This is a genomic window from Bradyrhizobium sp. BR13661, from assembly GCF_029892425.1.
In the GTDB taxonomy this organism is placed as follows: Bacteria; Pseudomonadota; Alphaproteobacteria; order Rhizobiales; family Xanthobacteraceae; genus Bradyrhizobium.
Window position 1 is genome coordinate 405,127 of record NZ_JARXWB010000004.1, and the last position, 16,838, is coordinate 421,964.

Genomic DNA, 16,838 nt, shown 5'->3' on the forward strand with positions numbered 1-16,838 from the left:
CTATTGCCCTCCCGCTCCAGTTGCGCTTCAGTAAGGGCGGGACAAGGGGCATTTCATGCGTTTATTTGGAGTAGTGGCGCTCAGCGTCACACTGGGCGGCTGCGCGTCCGTCACGCGCGGTACCACAGAGAACATCAGCATTGCATCAACACCCTCAGGCGTTGAAGCCGTCGTTAGCGGAATGGAAGTACCAACCACCTGCATGACGCCATGCTCCATCGTCGTGAAGCGGAACGCCGATATCTCTATCACCTTCCAGAAGGACGGCTATGAACCGCAGATCGTGCCACTGAGCCGCGACATCCCGACTGGAGGGGCCGCAGGTTTTGCCGGTAATCTCCTGCTCGGCGGTGTCGTGGGCATGGGCGTCGACGCCGCAACAGGCGCGGCAACCGATCACAAGCCGAACCCGGTCATCGTGACGATGCAGCCGTCAGCCCCGCCTCCCCGCGCCGCGCGGCCGCCCGCGCCAAGGAAACCGCGGCCACCGGCTGCGGCGGCGTCCGAAGCCGGTACATAGAAGTCCCGCATTGTGACGCAAACAAAAAGGCCGGCTCTTCAGCCGGCCTTTTCAATTCATCATGCGCCGATCAAGCCTTGACCAACGGGCCCTTCGAGGTCGGCCCCTTGGAGCCGCCGGGGCCACCCGGCTTGTTGGGCTTGCCGGGCGGACGCTTGCGGGCGCCGGGCAGCTTTTCCTGCTTCGGCGTGACCGGGCCCTCGACGAACTCGAAGCCGATCTTGTCCTTGGTCTCGTCGACCTCGTCCTTGACGAGAACGACGCGGACGTGACCACCGCCCTTGAGCTTGCCGAACAGCACCTCGTCAGCCAGCGGCTTCTTGATGTGCTCCTGGATGACGCGGGCCATCGGCCGCGCACCCATCTGCTCGTCATAGCCGTGCTGGACCAGCCAGGTCTTAGCGGGCTCGGACAGCTCGATGGTGACGTCGCGATCGCCAAGCTGCGCCTCGAGCTGAAGCACGAACTTCTCGACCACGGTGCCGATCACCTCGACGCTGAGATGGCCGAACGAGACGATGGCATCGAGACGGTTGCGGAATTCCGGCGCGAACTGCCGGTTGATCGCCTCTTGGTCGTCGCCTTCCCGCTTGGAGCGCGTGAAGCCGAACGCCTGCTTGGCGAGATCCGAAGCGCCTGCGTTCGTGGTCATGATCAGGATCACGTTACGGAAGTTGACCTGCTTGCCGTTGTGGTCGGTGAGCCGGCCATGGTCCATGATCTGGAGCAGCACGTTGTAGAGGTCCGGATGGGCCTTCTCGATTTCGTCGAGCAGCACCACGCAATGCGGATGCTGGTCGACGCCGTCGGTCAAAAGGCCGCCCTGGTCGAAGCCGACATAGCCGGGAGGCGCGCCGATCAGGCGCGACACCGTGTGCCGCTCCATGTATTCGGACATGTCGAAGCGCAACAGCTCGACGCCGAGCGACGCTGCGAGCTGCTTTGCGACTTCGGTCTTGCCGACGCCGGTCGGACCGGAGAACAGATAGCAGCCGATCGGCTTCTCGGGCTCGCGCAAGCCGGCGCGCGCCAGCTTGATCGATGCCGCAAGCGACTCGATCGCCTTATCCTGGCCGAACACGGTGCGCTTCAGGGTCTGCTCGAGATGCTTGAGCACCTCGGCATCGTCCTTCGACACGCTCTTTGGCGGGATCCGCGCCATCGAGGCGATCGTGGTCTCGATCTCCTTGATGCCGATGGTCTTCTTGCGCTTGTTCTCGGCAACAAGCATCTGCGCCGCACCGGACTCGTCGATCACGTCGATCGCCTTGTCGGGCAGCTTGCGGTCGTGGATGTAGCGCGAGGACAGCTGCACCGCCGCCTCGATCGCCTCATTGGTGTACTTCAGCCGGTGATAGTCCTCGAAGTACGGCTTGAGACCCTTGAGGATCGCGATCGCGTCTTCGACCGTCGGCTCGTTGATGTCGATCTTCTGGAAGCGCCGCACCAGCGCGCGGTCCTTCTCGAAGTGCTGGCGATATTCCTTGTAGGTGGTCGAGCCCATGCAGCGGATCGTGCCCGAGGCGAGCGCGGGCTTGAGCAGGTTCGAGGCATCCATCGCCCCGCCCGACGTCGCGCCCGCACCGATCACGGTGTGGATCTCGTCGATGAAGAGGATGGCGTTGGGATGCGCCTCGAGCTCCTTCAGCACCTGCTTGAGGCGCTCCTCGAAGTCACCGCGATAGCGCGTGCCCGCAAGCAACGTGCCCATGTCCAGCGAGAACACGGTCGCGGCCGCCAGAACCTCCGGCACCTCGCTGTCGACGATGCGCTTGGCGAGGCCCTCGGCGATCGCGGTCTTGCCGACGCCGGCCTCGCCCACGAACAGCGGATTGTTCTTCTGGCGGCGGCACAGCACCTGGATCGCCCGGTTGATCTCGGAATTACGTCCGATCACCGGGTCGATCTTGCCGTCACGCGCCTTCTTGTTGAGATTGACGCAATAGGTCTCCAGCGCCTCGCCCTTCTTCTTGGAGTCGTCGGTGCCCTTGGTCTCGGTCTCCTCGTCGACGCCGCGCACGGGCCGCGCCTCGGAGACGCCCGGCCGCTTGGCGATGCCGTGGCTGATGTAGTTGACGGCGTCATAGCGCGTCATGTCCTGCTCCTGCAGGAAGTACGCGGCATGACTCTCACGCTCGGCGAAGATCGCGATCAGCACATTCGCACCGGTCACCTCTTCACGACCGGAGGATTGCACGTGGATCACCGCGCGCTGGATCACGCGCTGGAAACCGGCGGTCGGCTTGGCGTCGTCGGCACCATCCGTCACCAGATTTTCGAATTCGGTCTCAAGATAGTTGACGAGACTCGTGCGGAGCTTGTCGAGGTCGACGCTACAGGCACGCATGACGGCGGCTGCATCGGAATCATCGATCAAGGAAAGCAGGAGATGCTCAAGCGTCGCGTATTGGTGATGACGCTCGTTTGCGATCGCCAGTGCACGATGCAGGGATTGTTCAAGGCTTTGGGAAAAAGTCGGCATTCGCGTCCTCTATGGCCCCCACCATCATGATCGCCATCGCCCGGTCAGGCAACAACAACCTTTGTCACATATAGTTATACAAGATCGCGGCAAAAGACCGGTTCCGCGACTCGACAGGCATTACGCGCCCACGGCATTCTCGATGCAAAACCCGTTCCGATTTGGGCAAAACTACCCATTTGGGCAGGATTGGCGCCGGCGCTGATTTGTGCCGGATCGCGCCCCGGTATGCGCTGACATCACACACCGCACGAACTGAACGACTCCAGAGATCGCTGGATACGAACGCGCAGCTACTTCTTTTCCATCACACATTGCAGCGGGTGCTGGTGTTTGCGGGCGAAATCCATCACCTGCGTCACCTTCGTCTCTGCAATCTCATAGGTGAACACGCCACACTCGCCGATACCGTGATGGTGGACATGCAGCATGATCTTGGTCGCGGCCTCGACGTCCTTCTGGAAGAATTTCTCCAGCACGTGGACGACGAATTCCATCGGAGTGTAGTCGTCGTTGAGGATCAGCACACGATAAAGGTTCGGCCGCTTGGTCTTCGGCTTGACCTTGGTGATGACGGACGTGTTGGGACCCGCCGGGCCGCCCGAACGGTTCTCATCATTGCTCATCCGGGGAGCGTGGGCGGCGGACGCCGCGGACAGGTCAAGTCTGGAAGTCAGTTGCGGCATGGCTCAGGCGTTCAAATTCCCCACGGAAGCGTGATGACGGCTTGCCGCGCAGCCCCGCACACGGGAGCCCCGCGCTGGCGCGCCGGCCTTCTGGATCGCCGCTTCCAACCCGTCCGGGCCAAGCCGGATCGGCTGCAGCGAATATGGGCCTGCCCCCGGCTCGCCGCAAGCGTGCAAAGACCAGCCGACGAGGCCGCGACGATCCCGATTCCCGGACCGGAACGATCCGGTGCAAGGTTAATCAATCCAAACCGATTTGACAAAAATTTCCCGCTGGCCCGTTCAGATGGCGTTGACCAGGAACCTGACACCAACGCCACCCGCGGCGGTTTGGCGCAGGATTCCCCGTTTTTTTACGGGCTGGTTTACCCGTCGTTCAAGGCCGTAGCGCAAAAATCAGGCAAAACCACGGATCTTGGGGATCGTGATGTTTCGCCTGCACGTTGTCAGCCGCATGGGTCGACAGCTCGCCCGCTTCGCGAGGGCAGAGCAAGGCAATATCGCCATGATCTTCGCCATCGCCCTGGTGCCTGTTCTCGGCTTCGTGGGCGCCGCTATCGATTACAGCCGCGCCGTCCAGGCTCGCACCCAGATGCAAGCGGCGCTGGATTCCACCGCGCTGATGCTCTCCAAGGATCTGTCTTCGGGCGTCATCACGACGTCGCAGATCAACGCCAAGGCACAGAGCTATTTCAACGGCCTTTACACCAATACGAGCACTCAGTCGCTGGTCATCTCCGCAAGCTATACGGCTGCAAGCAGCTCTGCCAATGCGACGGTCCAGGTCACGGGATCCGGATCGATCACGACAGACTTCATGAAAATCGTCGGCTTTCCGAATCTCGGCTTCAACGCGAACTCGACCAGCACCTGGGGAGCCAGCCTGCTGCGCGTTGCGCTGGTGCTCGATAACACCGGTTCGATGGGGCAATACAGCAAGCTGACGTCCATGCAGAGCGCCGCCAAGAGCCTGGTCACCCAATTGTCCAACCTCGCCGTGAACGCTGGTGACGTCTATATCTCCGTCGTCCCCTTCGAGATCGACGTCAATGTTGGCACATCCAATGTCGGCGCGAGTTGGCTGCGTTGGGATCAATGGGATTCGAAGAACTATTCCAATGCAGCCACGCCGTGGCAGACCTATTGCAGTGGCGGCTACTGGATGACCATGGCCCAATGCAAAGGCCACGGCTACAACTGGAATCACACGCCTTCCGGCAGCACCTCGCAATGGAACGGCTGTGTGACCGACCGGGACCAGAGCTACGACGTCTCGTCCACCGCACCCAGCTCGGCCGCGACCTATTTCTACGCCGACCAGGACCAATCGTGCCCGACGGCGCAGATTCTGCCGCTGACCTACAATTGGACCACGGTGAACAACACGATCAATGCCATGACGGCCCAAGGCGCGACCAACCAGACGATCGGGCTGCAGTGGGGCTGGCTCTCGCTGCTTCAGCAGGCCCCGATGAACGCACCGGCAGAACCAGCTACCGGCAACACCTATCAACACATCATCGTGCTGTTTACCGACGGCTTGAACACCGGCGACCGCTGGTACGGCGATTTCTCGAACACCAGCAGCCAGGTTGACTCTCGCATGAGCACCCTGTGCACCAACATCAAGACCTCAGGCGTCACCATCTACACGGTTCAGATCGATACGGACGGCGCGGGCCAGTCGGCGGTCCTGCCCGGCTGCGCAAGCGACTCGAGCAAATTCTTCATGCTGACGAGTTCGAGCCAGATCGCAGCCGCCTTTAATCAGATTGGCACATCGATCTCCAAGCTCCACGTGTCACGGTGAGACGTGCGGCGGAGCCTGCACAAAAAAAGCCCGGCTGCTTCAGCCGGGCTTTTCGATTCCAGGAGTAAAGAGATTACTGGGCAGCCGGGGTGAACTTCGACACGACCGTCTCGACCGGCTTGAACGCCTGCTTGGCGAGGTCGCTGTAGAGGCCGGCGATCTTCTGCGATTCCGCGACGAAGGTCTCGTAGGCGGAACGGGCGAAATCGGTCTGCGCTTCGAGCGCCTTGTCCAGCGACTTCACGCCGGAAAGCTTCTCGACGAAGGACTTGGTGTCTTCGAACGACTTCTTGGTGTAGTCGCCATACGCGCTGGCGATCGCCTGGAGGCCGTGCTGCACCGAGGTCGCCGAGGCGACGTAGGTCTCGAAATGCTCTTTGCCGTAGTTCTGGAAGTCTTCAACCTTGAACATCTTGGAATCCTTTTCCCTGGCTCGTGTCCGGAAGCCCCGGCTCCCTGACTCTGCCCACAATTAGTGCAACGCACAAAAAAGTCAAGAATCTTGTGCGACGCACAAAAACGGACGCAAGTTACGGAAATTCCCGGGCTTTCCCGCAAGGGTTTCTTAAGCTTTTGGAAACCGCGGGCCCCTACCCTGATTCCCTGGACGTGTTCACTTCCGCAGGCGGCCAAAAGCCGTTTGAGAACATCACCTTAGCCAGAACAGCGGCTCAGGCCCAACGTCTCCCGCAGTGAACACCAGCGGAGGGACAGCCTGAGCAGGTAATGATCCCGGGTCCGCAGGGCACAATTTCGCCTCACGAGCCGGTGATCAAGTCACAAACGGGGACGGGGTTCCATGCTTCGTAACAACTGGTCTTCCTCGCGCTTGGCGCGGGTTGGCGTATTCGGGCTTCTCACGGTCACCACAGCCGTCATCTTTACGACCGATGCAGCCGACGCTCGGCGCCATCGCCGTCACTATGCGCACCACCGGGTGCAGCGCGAAGCGTCCGAGAGCTCCAGTCCGAAATTCGCGTCGATCATCGTCGACGGTAATTCCGGTGCGGTGCTGCAATCGACCAGCCCTGATGGCATTCGCCATCCGGCTTCGCTCACCAAGATCATGACGCTCTATCTGCTGTTCGAGCGTCTGGACTCCGGCAAGATGAAGCTCGACACCGAGTTGCCGGTGTCTCAGCACGCCGCCGACCAGGATCCGACCAAGCTCAATTTGCGCGCCGGCCAGACCATCCGCGTCGAGGACGCGATCAAGGGCCTCGTCACCCGCTCGGCCAACGACGCCGCCGTCGTGATCGCGGAAGCGATCGGCGGCGACGAGGACGATTTCGCCGCGATGATGACGCGCAAGGCGCGCGCTCTCGGCATGTCCAAGACCGTGTATCGCAACGCAAACGGCCTTCCCAACGACGAGCAGGTCACGACGGCACGAGACCAGGCCACGCTCGGCCGCGCCATCCAGGAGCGCTTCCCGCGCTACTATCGTTATTTCTCGACCACGACGTTCAGCTGGCGTGGAGAATCGATCCGCAATCACAATCACCTGCTCGGCAGCGTCGAAGGCGTCGACGGCATCAAGACCGGCTACACCCGCGCCTCCGGCTTCAATCTCGTGACATCGATGCGCCGTGGTAACCGCCATCTGATCGGCGTGGTGCTCGGCGGCCGCAGCGGCGGCTCGCGCGACGCCATCATGCGCAACCTGCTCGCTGAGAATATCGAGAAGGGCGCGACCACCCACACCGTTGCCGCGGTGAACGAGCGCAACGGTACTGAGGCCAGCACCGAGGTTGCGGATGCGTCGGATACCCCTGCCCGTCCCGCTCCACAGGTTCAGGCTGCAGCCGCTCCTGCCCCGGAGGCAGTCGCGCCGCGTCCCGCCTCGCGCCTGTCGGCGCTTGCTGCTGCGACCGCAGCGATGCCGCCGGCTCAGGCCAAGCCTGAAGCCAGGCCCATGGAGTCCAAGATCGAGCCCGCGCCGCTCACCAACGGCGTGATCTCCAGCCAGCCGCTTTCCCTCATTCCGGGTTCGTCCGAGCCGATGAAACCGGTTCGGGTCAAGACGGTTCAAGTCAAGGCCGGCGCGGTCAAGGTCGCCTCCGCCGTCCCGGCGCAGGTCGCCCCGCAGGTCACCAACACGATTTCGCCTCGTAATGACGTCGCCGAGACTTCAGGCGCGGTCGTCGCCAAGGCGGACGTCGTCAACAAGCCGGAGCAGGCTCGTACCGAGCTGCCGCAGCAGCCGGCTGGCTTCGGCACCGGCAACGGCGTCCTCGGCGTGCTGCCTGCGGCGACCGCCGCGGCCCCGGTCGCCAAGCTTGCCTCCGCCGATCCGGCGCCTCAGCCGATCCAGATGAACACCACCACCAAGCCGGCCGTCACCCATAGCGGCTGGATCGTTCAGGTCGGCGCCCTCGAAAGCGAGAGCGAAGCGCAGCAGCGCATTGAAGCCGCCCGCAGCTCCGCCCACGGCCTGCTCAGCAAGGCCGATCCGTTCACCGAGCCTGTTGTCGCCAGGGACAATCGCAAGCTCTTCCGCGCCCGTTTCGCCGGGCTCGAGCGAGACCAGGCCGAGGCCGTTTGCCGGACGCTGAAGCGCGCCGACATCTCCTGCATGACCGTCCGCAACTGATCTTACTCACCCTTCTGAACAAGATGCCCGCGCCTTGCGCGGGCATTTTTGTTTTGGGATGCGGTGACGCCGGAAGCTGTTCCACGACAACCTCTCGTCAAGAATTTACGGTTAAATTTCTACTCAAGGGATCGACCACGCCGACAATGGCGGGCATCGGGGCGACGGCAAACAGAGCAAGCGGAGCTGACGCGGGATTAGCGTTTGTGGCGTGGTGCCGGAGTTAGCCGTTATGCGTACGAAGCAGAGTATCCTTGGCCTCGTTTACCCGAGCAGCGAGATACGTCGAGCCCCCCTGGTCGGGATGCAGTTTCTTCATGAGGGATTTGTGCGCCCGGCTGATGTCGTCGCGCCCCGCGCCCGGCTGCAGGCCAAGGATCTGATAGGCCTCCTCCGTCGTCATTTTACCGCTCGCCGCCGTGCGGCGCTGCCTCCCTGCCGCGTCGCCTTGCGCGTTCTGACGCCAAGCGGGAAACCGGCGGTCGAGATAGCTTTCAAGTAAGGCCACGCTCTCTGCGTCAAACGCCGGGACCATCGCCAGCAGGCCTGCCAGATCGAACTCGTCGAGACTGCGCCCGGCGTACGGCCCGGCGACGATCTGGCCCGATAGCTGACCGGACTCGTGATCAAGCCGCATGTCCAGGTATTGCGAGCGCACGCGCGAGGTTTGGCCGGAGGAGCGCGTGGCGCCGCCGCCAAACAGGCCGCCGATATTGCCGAACCCCGCATTCGCCAATGGCGTCCAGCCGAGCAGTCCGGCCCCGACCAGCCCGAGCGGAATCGCCACCGCCAGTTCGCCCCTCAAGCCGGTGAAGGCTGCCACCGCGAGCGCGACCACCCCGCCGCCGAACTTGATGGTGCGCGCCAGCACGGCCGGATTGGCAGAGCGGAACATCTGGAGCAGCAGATAGAGCGTGATAATTGCGACAACGCCGGCGATCAGGGTCATGGCGGGAATATAGTCGCCCTCTCGTCGAAAAGCATGGCGTCCTTTCGCGCGTTCACGATTGGAAGGTGAGACGGGATGTGAGTGAAGGGCGTGCTGGCGGGAGCTGCTACTTCATCTGCCCGATCAGCTGCGCCGCGCCGCTCGCTGTCTTCGCCAGTTTCAACAATGCCTCGCGGCCGCCGGCGGCATAAGCCGCAGCCGCCCGCAACAACTCGCGCAACTGCGCCGCCGCGCCCGGATCGAACCGGCACCAGGCGCCGCCGGTCAGACGCGCGATCTCGCGAAACGCCTGCTCGGCGGCCGCGTCATGGCCTTCCTGAAACAGGAACACCGGAACCTTCAGCATGCCGAGCTCGCCGGCCTTGGCGCAGAGCGCGTCGACCTTCTCCTCCATGGCATCGCCGACAAAGACTACTGCGCGCACGCCCGATTCAACCGCCTCGCGCCGCGCGTCGGAGAGCACCCTGCCGATCTGGGTGTCGCCGCCGCGGCAATCGATCTTGCTCATCAGTGTCGCAAGCTTGCTGCTGTCCGAAATCCAACCCGTGGCACGGCATTCGTTGTAGCCGCGATAGTAGACCAGCCGGATGTCGAGGCTGCCGAGAGCCGCGGCCTCGCGAAACATGTCCGCCTGAAGCGTGCAGGCCATGTCCCAGGTCGGTTGCCGACTCATCGTTGCATCAAGCGCGAAAATCAGCCGGCTCTTCGCGCCGGGTGCATGCGGCGAGAGCGCACGTGCTTTGGCGACGAAGGCAGCGACGTCCTCAGAGGTGGACGTCTTTGCCTGCGGCAACGCGCCGTCGTTGTCGGCCTTCGCCGACAGGGCGTCGCTATTGCGCGATTTGACGGGATCGTTGGGCATTCGTGGCCGCGCTGGATCTCATGCCACCAATGTGGATAGCGTGCCCTGAGCAGTCAATGTGCAAAGCCTCCGCGGGCAGAAGCCGGCGGAGGCTCTGAGGTTCGTTTACGGTTATGAACGAAGAGACTAGCTCTTGAGACTAGCTCTTGGCCGGCGCCATCAGAGCGACCGGGCCGGGCTCCAGGATCTTGGGCGGAGCCGAACGGGTGTCGACCGGCGCGAGCGCGCTGTCGTTGTCGCTCAGGAATTTATCGAGCATGCCCTGGATCGAGTTCTTGGCATCATCGGGACCGGTGTCGCGCATGTCGTTATGCTGGAATTCGGTCTTCACGACCTGAATACCGGCCTTCTCGCACTCTTCGTCGGTCGGTATCACGCCCGGATCGGTTTTGAACTGCGGATCTTTGGAGCGGAACGATAGAATTTTGAACTTGCCGGCGGTCACGAAGGGCACGCGGAGATTGTCCAGTGTGACGACCTTCTTGACCTCATCCGGATACTGCTTGGCGAAATACATCGTGATGTCGCCGCCCATGGAATGGCCGACCATCGTCACCCTGGCGTAATCAGCGTTGGGCTGAACTTTCTTCATCTCCTGCACCGCCAGATGGATATTGGCGACGCCGCGCAGGATCTGCGGCAGGCGGCCGACATAGAGCTCACCGGGCTTGGTCACCATCGGGGGATCAGTCGGCAAATCATGCTGCGGGCTCAGGACGAGATAACCGCGCGCCGCGAAAATGTTGGCAAGGAAGCCGTATTCGGTGTTCTTGACGGTGTTGCCGTGATTGATCACTGCAACCGGAAGCGTGATCATGCCGGCATTGGCCTGCATTTCCTTGTCGCGGCGGATCGCGATGTCGACAGGCACGGGACGGTTGTCGCGCGAAGCGTCGTAGAAAGTGATGGTCTCGTGCTTGATGGCCCACTTGCTCGCCGTGAAATAGGCGACGCCGAAGAGGGCTCCAACCGAAACCAGAACGGCAATTCCACGCTTCATTTTCGTCCTCAGCCTCAGGCCTATCGACCTGATCCCTGTTGAAAATCGTGTTGTTCGAGGGGCTCTTCGGCCCCTTCGCGCCTATTCCCTAATATATGTCACAGCCGCGTGACAGGAAGGCCAAATATTGTGATCCGGCAGCCCTTTCATTGTGCGACGCACACGTTTGCTAGGCACCCTGTTCTGATACCGCTACGTCCGGTGCAGATGACCATCCGACGCAACCTGTCACAGTCAGGTTCAATTTCGCGGTGAACGCTGGGTGAAAACGACTCTGGGCGCGTCGGGTTCCCGCGGGAACCGGCTGTCATAATCGACACGAAGTAGCGGCGTACCGCCTACGCCCCGAGGATATCGTGAACCTCGAGCGGCTTGTCGACCTGGCTGAACCATTCGGCGCGATTTGCCGCACGGCGGCGGCCGCGCTCGTCGAGCGGCAGCTTGAGCTGGCGGAGCAGGCTCGTCACCTCCTCCCGCGCGGTGAGATGGCCGAGATTCGGCCGCATCCCGAGCGTGGCCTCGTCGATCTCGTCGAGCGCCGTCAGCCCGCGCGGGAAGAACTCGCGATAGACGACGCGCTCGGCGAAGCCGTCGATGTAGCGGAAGCCGAGCCGCAGCGACAAATCCTTGAGCCCATCGGCGACGAGCTGCTTGTTACGCGAGCCGAGCATCGACAGGCGGTTGCGCACCACGATCCAGTCGGTGGTCGAGCCGTCGAGCTGGCGGCGCTTGCGCCTGACGTCGCGCACCATCTCGGCGTAATGGCTTTCCCCCGTCACGGCGTAATTGGCGGGATCGACGGTACCGAGCACGTCGAAATCGAGGAAGCTGTCGTTGATTGGCGTGACGAGCGTGTCGGCCATCGAATGGGCGAGCCGCATCAGGTAGCTGTCGGTGCCGGGGGTATCGATGACGATGAAGTCGAAACTGCTCTCGACCGCCGAGACCGCCTCCATGAACTGCTGGAACTCGGAATTCTCGTTCTCGGCAATCTGCATGGTCTCACCGAGCTTGATGCAGCGATGCACCGGCAGCTCGAGATCGAGCTTGGTGCGACGCGCCCAGGCGGACCGGTTGTTGATGTAATGGGTGAAGCTTTGCTGACGGCAGTCGAGGTCGATGGTGGCGACGCGCTGGCCGGCCTTCAGGAGCGCAACGGCGATGTGCAGGGCGGTGGTCGATTTGCCGGAGCCGCCCTTCTCGTTGCCGAGCACAACGACGTGCGCCGAGCCGGATTGGCTTTGGCTAGCCTGCACAAGCATGGCGATCCTCAACACCCCTGAACAATATCTTCGAATTGGCCGCGTCTGCGGTCAAGTGAAATGCGTGACAGGACGACGAAATCACAGTGCGTTGGTCATCATCATGAATCGCATCGCGGTGTTGCGTCTGTGATCCAGCCCACAATGGCGCGACGACCTCGCTGCGGGACATGCTCTGCCTGATGTCGATGTGCGGCGTCCACGACCGCCGCTCGTTAAGGTTAGCCGGCCGCGCCCACGCCCGTGCTGGCGCCGACCATGGGAGCACTCCATGACGGGCATGTGTCGCTGCCGCCCGCCGACGTGGCGAAGCTGCACACCGTGACACCGCCATAGGCCTCCGCGTCAGAGCAGTCCGAGATCGCGCAACTCGCGCCGCATCGGCTCAGGCATCGCCGCGATGGTGCCTGCGGCGGACTTGCCGAGATCGGGCGGCACGGAATCGTCGGTGAGATAGCGCCAACCCTGGAACGGCCGCATCGGCCGCGGCGACACCGAGATTACCTTCGGCTGCATCACGATCCGGCAGCGTCCGATGCCGTCCTTGTCGCGGAACGGCTCGATACCGATGATTTTTTCGCGCGCGGCGATCTCGCCCTTGATCACCCAATAGAGCGAGCCGCCGGCGAGAATCTCGGCGTCACGCTTGGGCACCATGCGCGTGATGTGGATGTGGTGTTGCGGCAGGCCTTTTTTCCTGGCCGTCTGCATCCGTTCGGCGACCCACCCCTTCAATTCCTTGACGGAGTCGCAGCCGACGGCAAGCTTGATCAGATGGAGTGGCATGGCCCAGCATTAGCGGGCCATGCGCGGGTTTTCAAAGCCGAACTAGTCGTTATCCGCAGCCGCGGGAGCCGAGCCCGGCGGCGGCGCAAGGGGAACCGGCGCAGCGGCCGGCGCGCGCGCAGCCTTCGGTGTGGGCGGCTTCTTCGCAGCCGGGGCCGCAGGCGCTGCAGCCTGTGCCGAGGTCGCAGCCGGTCCACGCGGCGCCGGCGCAGCAGCGGGCCCCGCGACCGAATTGGCCGGGGCCTGGCGCGTCGCCGCGGTGGGCGGCTCGGGAGTCATGATGCTCACCGGCGGGGTCGACGAGGCGCTGGGGAACTCAGCGTTGGTCGGCTTGCCCGTCGGCATCGTCGGCGGCAGCACGGCGATCGGGTTGGGCGGCAGCGCTCCCGGCGCCGCTGCGGGCGAATTCCAGCCTGGCGCGTAGCGCGCTACCAGCTGATCATAGAGGTGAGCGTCCATGTTGGCGGCGACCTGCTGCTGATCAGTCAGCGAGCGAAACGCGGCACAGTCGAACTGGGTGCAGCCGTCGCGCGCAACCAGCACCTGGGCAACGAGACCGTAGCGATCATGCTCCAGCGACTTCCGCAACACCTTGATGTCCGGCGTCAGGCTCTTGTCGGCGGCCGCGACATCGCCGAGCGCGGTCAGCCGATCGATCCGGGCTGCAGTATAGGCGACGGCCGCGGCGGCCGTGTCGGGCGCGCCGAACAGCGCCTTCTCGCAACCAACGGCCACGGTATCCCCGCCGAGATCGTCGAGGCAGGACAGCGCCGGCAAGGTCGCCGTCACCATGGTTTGGGTGCGCGCTCCCGTCGGGGCCGCCTGCCCCACCGGCCCGTAGATGCGCATGGTGGCGGCCACGGCGATGCCGATCGACAGCAGCGTGATGACGGTCAGCGCACCGTTGGCGACCGATTTCTCGGCGCGCAGCAGCGTGATCAGCAGGATCAATCCGAAGAAGCCGGCAGCCGCCAGCGTCATCCACATCGGAAAGGCTGGCGAGCGCCAGATTTGGTCGAGCGACGAGGCCCATGCCCAGTTCATGCGCGATGTCCCCTCACGCGAGCAAAGAGCTGATGGTCAAGCGAGCACCGCTCATCGGCAACTGCCCCCGGCCCACCTTGTCGAGCCGAAGCGGGCCTTTTGACGGCGAGGCGAGCAAATTCGGCCGCGATGTCAACGCGCAGCGACGTTCAGCCAATTACGAGAGCGCGAGCTGGCTTTCCTTGGCGACCCGTTCGAAGGCCTCAGTGGAGCTCTTGATGCGGTACTGGCAGTCGTCGCCTTCCGTCGGCAGCAGGCGAATGATCTCGTACGAACCACTCGCAGCCGGGCGCGCGACGTTGCTGGCAGTGAACAATACGCGCGATCCCACGGGGAATTTATGCTTCAACGCCCATCTCCATCACTCAAACAGCGCCGGCCGTGCCCAGGGTCCCACTGCGACGGACCGGCTGAAAACCCGGCCCGACCTATAGCACGCGATGCGACGTTTTGGCCAGCAGTATGCAGGCATGGCAAATGCGCCAAACCCGCAATGTTTTCAGGTTTCTAGCCGGGGAACCGGGCGCCCGGTGATACCGCTGGAACTCGCCCCTCAGGCGCCGTGAGGCAGATGTCCATTCGGGCTTGCCTGATCGACGGCCTTGGGCAGCTCCTGGGCCAGGATCTCGCCGAGCTGGTCGACCGGGATGTTGTAGCGCGCGGCGAGCTGACGGACGGTGTCATTGCCCAACACGGCGCGGAGCTGGTCGGCCGAGATCGGCATGTTCTGGCCATTGCCCAGCCAGGATTTCACCTGGTCGCCGAAGCCCGACTGCTGGAGCTTGGCGACGATCGCGCCGAGGCCGCCCTGGTTGTTGCTGCCCATCACCTCGCTGAGCACGGCAGGCAGAACGGCGGCGCCGAGCTGGCCGAGTGCGCTCCGCAGCGCGGGATTGTTTTCCAGCGAGTCCAGAATTCCCATTGCCGTCCCCTCTCCTGAGCCGCGTTCCCTCTGATTGAGCGCCGCGAGCCGCCCCGCCGTCAAGCGGCGCTTAATCACATTGCTGATTTACACGGTCTCGAACTTTTCGATGACAAGCGTTTCGGCGAGGCCGTCGCGGGTCCATTCCTGGAACGACGGCATCGCCATCATCGTGTCCATATAGGCTTGGGTCTCCGGAGTGACCTCGATGGCGTAGGTGCGGAAACGGTGCACGACCGGGGCATACATCGCGTCCGCCGCGCCGAAGCGGCCGAACAGGAACGGCCCGCCGGCACCGTAACGGGTCCGGCACGTGCGCCAGATCTCCTCCACACGGGCGACATTGGCCTTGGCCTCGGCCGACAGCGTCACGGGACGCACCGGACGATGCAAATTCATGCCGCATTCGCCGCGCAAGGCCATGAAGCCCGAATGCATCTCGGCGCACACCGAACGGGCGTACGCGCGGGCCGCGACGTCATCGGGCCACAGCTTCTTTTCCGGATAGCGCTCGGCGATGTATTCGATGATGGCCAGCGAATCCCACACCGTGATGTCGCCGTCGACCAGCACCGGCACCTTGCCGGCGCGGCTGAAGGACAGGATCTGCTCCTTGTCCGCGGGATTGTCGGTGTAGAGCGGGATCACGGTCTCCACGAACGGGATGTCGTTGGCGCGGAGCGCGAGCCAGGGCCGCATCGACCATGACGAGTAGTTCTTGTTGCCGATCGCGAGCTTGAGCGCTGCCATGTCACGGGTCCTTCCGTAAATCCGTCTGTGCGGCTGCTTTTAACGCCATCGCCTGCCGCCAATCAATCGTTGCCGCCTCTCACCATGCGTGGCAATCGTGACGGCTCGCGAGGAGAGAGAGATGAGCAGGCATTGGGTCGACATCACCGCCGTCGGCTTCTTCATCATCGAGTGGCTGGTCTATGCGGCCACGCTCGAGCATTCCGCCTATGGCCGCGACAGCCTGTCGGCCCGGATGAACCGCTACCGCGAGGTCTGGGTCCGCCGCCTGCTCGACCGCGAGGCGCGCATGGTCGACATGCAGATCATGGCTTCGCTGCAGAACGGCACCGCCTTCTTCGCCTCCACCAGCCTGTTCGCACTCGGCGGCGCGCTGGCGCTGCTGCACGCCACTAACGACGCGATCACCATCCTGGGCAAGCTGCCGATCGATCTCAGCACCTCGCCCGCCATGTGGGAGTTGAAGTGCGTCGGCCTCGTGCTGATCTGCGTCTATGCCTTCTTCAAATTCGCCTGGGCCTATCGCCTGTTCAACTATGTCGCCATCCTCTATGGCGGCATGCCACCCGCCTCGCAGCGCGACACGCCGGAGGCCGAAGCCCATGTCATGCGCACCACGCGCGTGTTCGAATCCGCCGGACGCCATTTCAACCGCGGCCAGCGCGCGTTTTTCTTCGCGCTCGGCTATCTCGGCTGGTTCGTCAGCCCCTGGGTGCTGTTCGTGACCACGGCCGCCGTGGTGGTGGTGACCTGGCGCCGGCAGTTCGCCTCCGGTGCATGGGCGGCGATGGCGCCGGAGGTGGTGGCGGGCGACGAGACGCCGAAGCGCGGTCGTTGAGCCCGGCTCTTTCCACGTCGTCATTGCGAGCGCAGCGAAGCAATCTAGTCTGCCCCCGCGGAAAGATTCTGGATTGCTTCGCTGCGCTCGCAATGACGGAGTGTGAGGCAGCGGCATCGCTCGTCCCGTTCGCAGTTGAGTCGCAGACACGCCTTATCGACCTCGCGGCTCAATTCGCCCGAGCTTTGCTTGATCTCGTGTCCCTCTTGTCCGAGAGGGCGCAGGGAAGGCCGGGTGCTGACCTCGCACCCGCGGTCCGCTGCGCGAAGATGTAGCGCAGGAAGAACCGCACAGCAGCATACAGGTGGTGCCGAACACTCGGCCTTCCCTGCGC

General features: G+C 63.4%; 16 protein-coding genes. 4 read left to right on the top strand and 12 right to left on the bottom strand.

The window, feature by feature from the left end; translation table 11 throughout:
• Nucleotides 1-55 precede the first annotated feature (55 nt).
• Nucleotides 56-520, top strand: coding sequence for a translation initiation factor 2 (locus tag M2427_RS09640; protein WP_280706014.1), 465 nt, complete (start codon nucleotides 56-58; stop codon nucleotides 518-520).
• A gap of 70 nt (nucleotides 521-590) precedes the next feature.
• On the opposite strand, the gene clpA is transcribed toward M2427_RS09640, so the two are convergent.
• On the bottom strand, nucleotides 591-3,002 hold the full coding sequence (gene clpA, locus M2427_RS09645; RefSeq protein ID WP_280706015.1) for an ATP-dependent Clp protease ATP-binding subunit ClpA: 2,412 nt from the start codon (nucleotides 3,000-3,002) through the stop codon (nucleotides 591-593).
• Between the two features lie 293 nt (nucleotides 3,003-3,295).
• The gene (clpS, locus tag M2427_RS09650; protein WP_027530069.1) at nucleotides 3,296-3,628 is read right to left on the bottom strand and encodes an ATP-dependent Clp protease adapter ClpS; all 333 of its coding nucleotides are present in this window, start codon (nucleotides 3,626-3,628) and stop codon (nucleotides 3,296-3,298) included.
• A 487-nt stretch (nucleotides 3,629-4,115) separates the two neighbouring features.
• Between clpS and M2427_RS09655 the strand changes: the two genes are divergently transcribed.
• Nucleotides 4,116-5,498 (top strand): pilus assembly protein, encoded by a 1,383-nt coding sequence (locus M2427_RS09655; RefSeq protein WP_280706016.1) that lies wholly within the window; start codon nucleotides 4,116-4,118, stop codon nucleotides 5,496-5,498.
• A gap of 73 nt (nucleotides 5,499-5,571) precedes the next feature.
• Here M2427_RS09655 and M2427_RS09660 read toward each other — a convergent pair whose 3' ends face one another.
• Nucleotides 5,572-5,910: a phasin family protein gene (locus tag M2427_RS09660; RefSeq protein ID WP_057751475.1), complete on the bottom strand. Its 339-nt coding sequence runs from the start codon at nucleotides 5,908-5,910 to the stop codon at nucleotides 5,572-5,574.
• A gap of 387 nt (nucleotides 5,911-6,297) precedes the next feature.
• Between M2427_RS09660 and M2427_RS09665 the strand changes: the two genes are divergently transcribed.
• The gene (locus M2427_RS09665; protein ID WP_280706017.1) at nucleotides 6,298-8,091 is read left to right on the top strand and encodes a serine hydrolase; all 1,794 of its coding nucleotides are present in this window, start codon (nucleotides 6,298-6,300) and stop codon (nucleotides 8,089-8,091) included.
• Nucleotides 8,092-8,314: 223 nt separating this feature from the next.
• Here M2427_RS09665 and M2427_RS09670 read toward each other — a convergent pair whose 3' ends face one another.
• The 9 genes from M2427_RS09670 to M2427_RS09710 form a co-directional block, all read right to left on the bottom strand.
• Nucleotides 8,315-9,040 carry a DnaJ domain-containing protein gene (locus M2427_RS09670; protein ID WP_280706018.1) on the bottom strand — a complete coding sequence of 242 codons (726 nt, stop codon included), beginning with the start codon at nucleotides 9,038-9,040 and terminating at the stop codon, nucleotides 8,315-8,317.
• A 106-nt stretch (nucleotides 9,041-9,146) separates the two neighbouring features.
• On the bottom strand, nucleotides 9,147-9,902 hold the full coding sequence (locus M2427_RS09675) for a VWA domain-containing protein (protein WP_280706019.1): 756 nt from the start codon (nucleotides 9,900-9,902) through the stop codon (nucleotides 9,147-9,149).
• 139 nt (nucleotides 9,903-10,041) lie between these two features.
• Nucleotides 10,042-10,902 carry an alpha/beta fold hydrolase gene (locus tag M2427_RS09680; RefSeq protein WP_280706020.1) on the bottom strand — a complete coding sequence of 287 codons (861 nt, stop codon included), beginning with the start codon at nucleotides 10,900-10,902 and terminating at the stop codon, nucleotides 10,042-10,044.
• Between the two features lie 338 nt (nucleotides 10,903-11,240).
• Nucleotides 11,241-12,164, bottom strand: a complete 924-nt coding sequence (locus M2427_RS09685; RefSeq protein WP_280706021.1) for a division plane positioning ATPase MipZ — start codon at nucleotides 12,162-12,164, stop codon at nucleotides 11,241-11,243.
• Nucleotides 12,165-12,509: 345 nt separating this feature from the next.
• The gene (locus tag M2427_RS09690; RefSeq protein ID WP_280706022.1) at nucleotides 12,510-12,950 is read right to left on the bottom strand and encodes a DUF1489 domain-containing protein; all 441 of its coding nucleotides are present in this window, start codon (nucleotides 12,948-12,950) and stop codon (nucleotides 12,510-12,512) included.
• A 42-nt stretch (nucleotides 12,951-12,992) separates the two neighbouring features.
• Nucleotides 12,993-13,994, bottom strand: coding sequence for a hypothetical protein (locus M2427_RS09695; RefSeq protein ID WP_280706023.1), 1,002 nt, complete (start codon nucleotides 13,992-13,994; stop codon nucleotides 12,993-12,995).
• A 157-nt stretch (nucleotides 13,995-14,151) separates the two neighbouring features.
• Nucleotides 14,152-14,343, bottom strand: coding sequence for a hypothetical protein (locus M2427_RS09700; RefSeq protein ID WP_280706024.1), 192 nt, complete (start codon nucleotides 14,341-14,343; stop codon nucleotides 14,152-14,154).
• A gap of 204 nt (nucleotides 14,344-14,547) precedes the next feature.
• A complete protein-coding gene (locus M2427_RS09705; protein WP_280706025.1) occupies nucleotides 14,548-14,994 on the bottom strand; it encodes a YidB family protein in 447 nt (148 codons plus the stop codon).
• A gap of 9 nt (nucleotides 14,995-15,003) precedes the next feature.
• Nucleotides 15,004-15,666, bottom strand: coding sequence for a glutathione S-transferase family protein (locus M2427_RS09710; RefSeq protein WP_280706026.1), 663 nt, complete (start codon nucleotides 15,664-15,666; stop codon nucleotides 15,004-15,006).
• Between the two features lie 121 nt (nucleotides 15,667-15,787).
• Here M2427_RS09710 and M2427_RS09715 point away from each other — a divergent pair, with 121 nt between their 5' ends.
• Entirely contained in the window at nucleotides 15,788-16,504 is a 717-nt protein-coding gene (locus M2427_RS09715) for a DUF599 domain-containing protein (protein WP_280706027.1), read from the top strand.
• The last annotated feature ends 334 nt before the right edge of the window (nucleotides 16,505-16,838 follow it).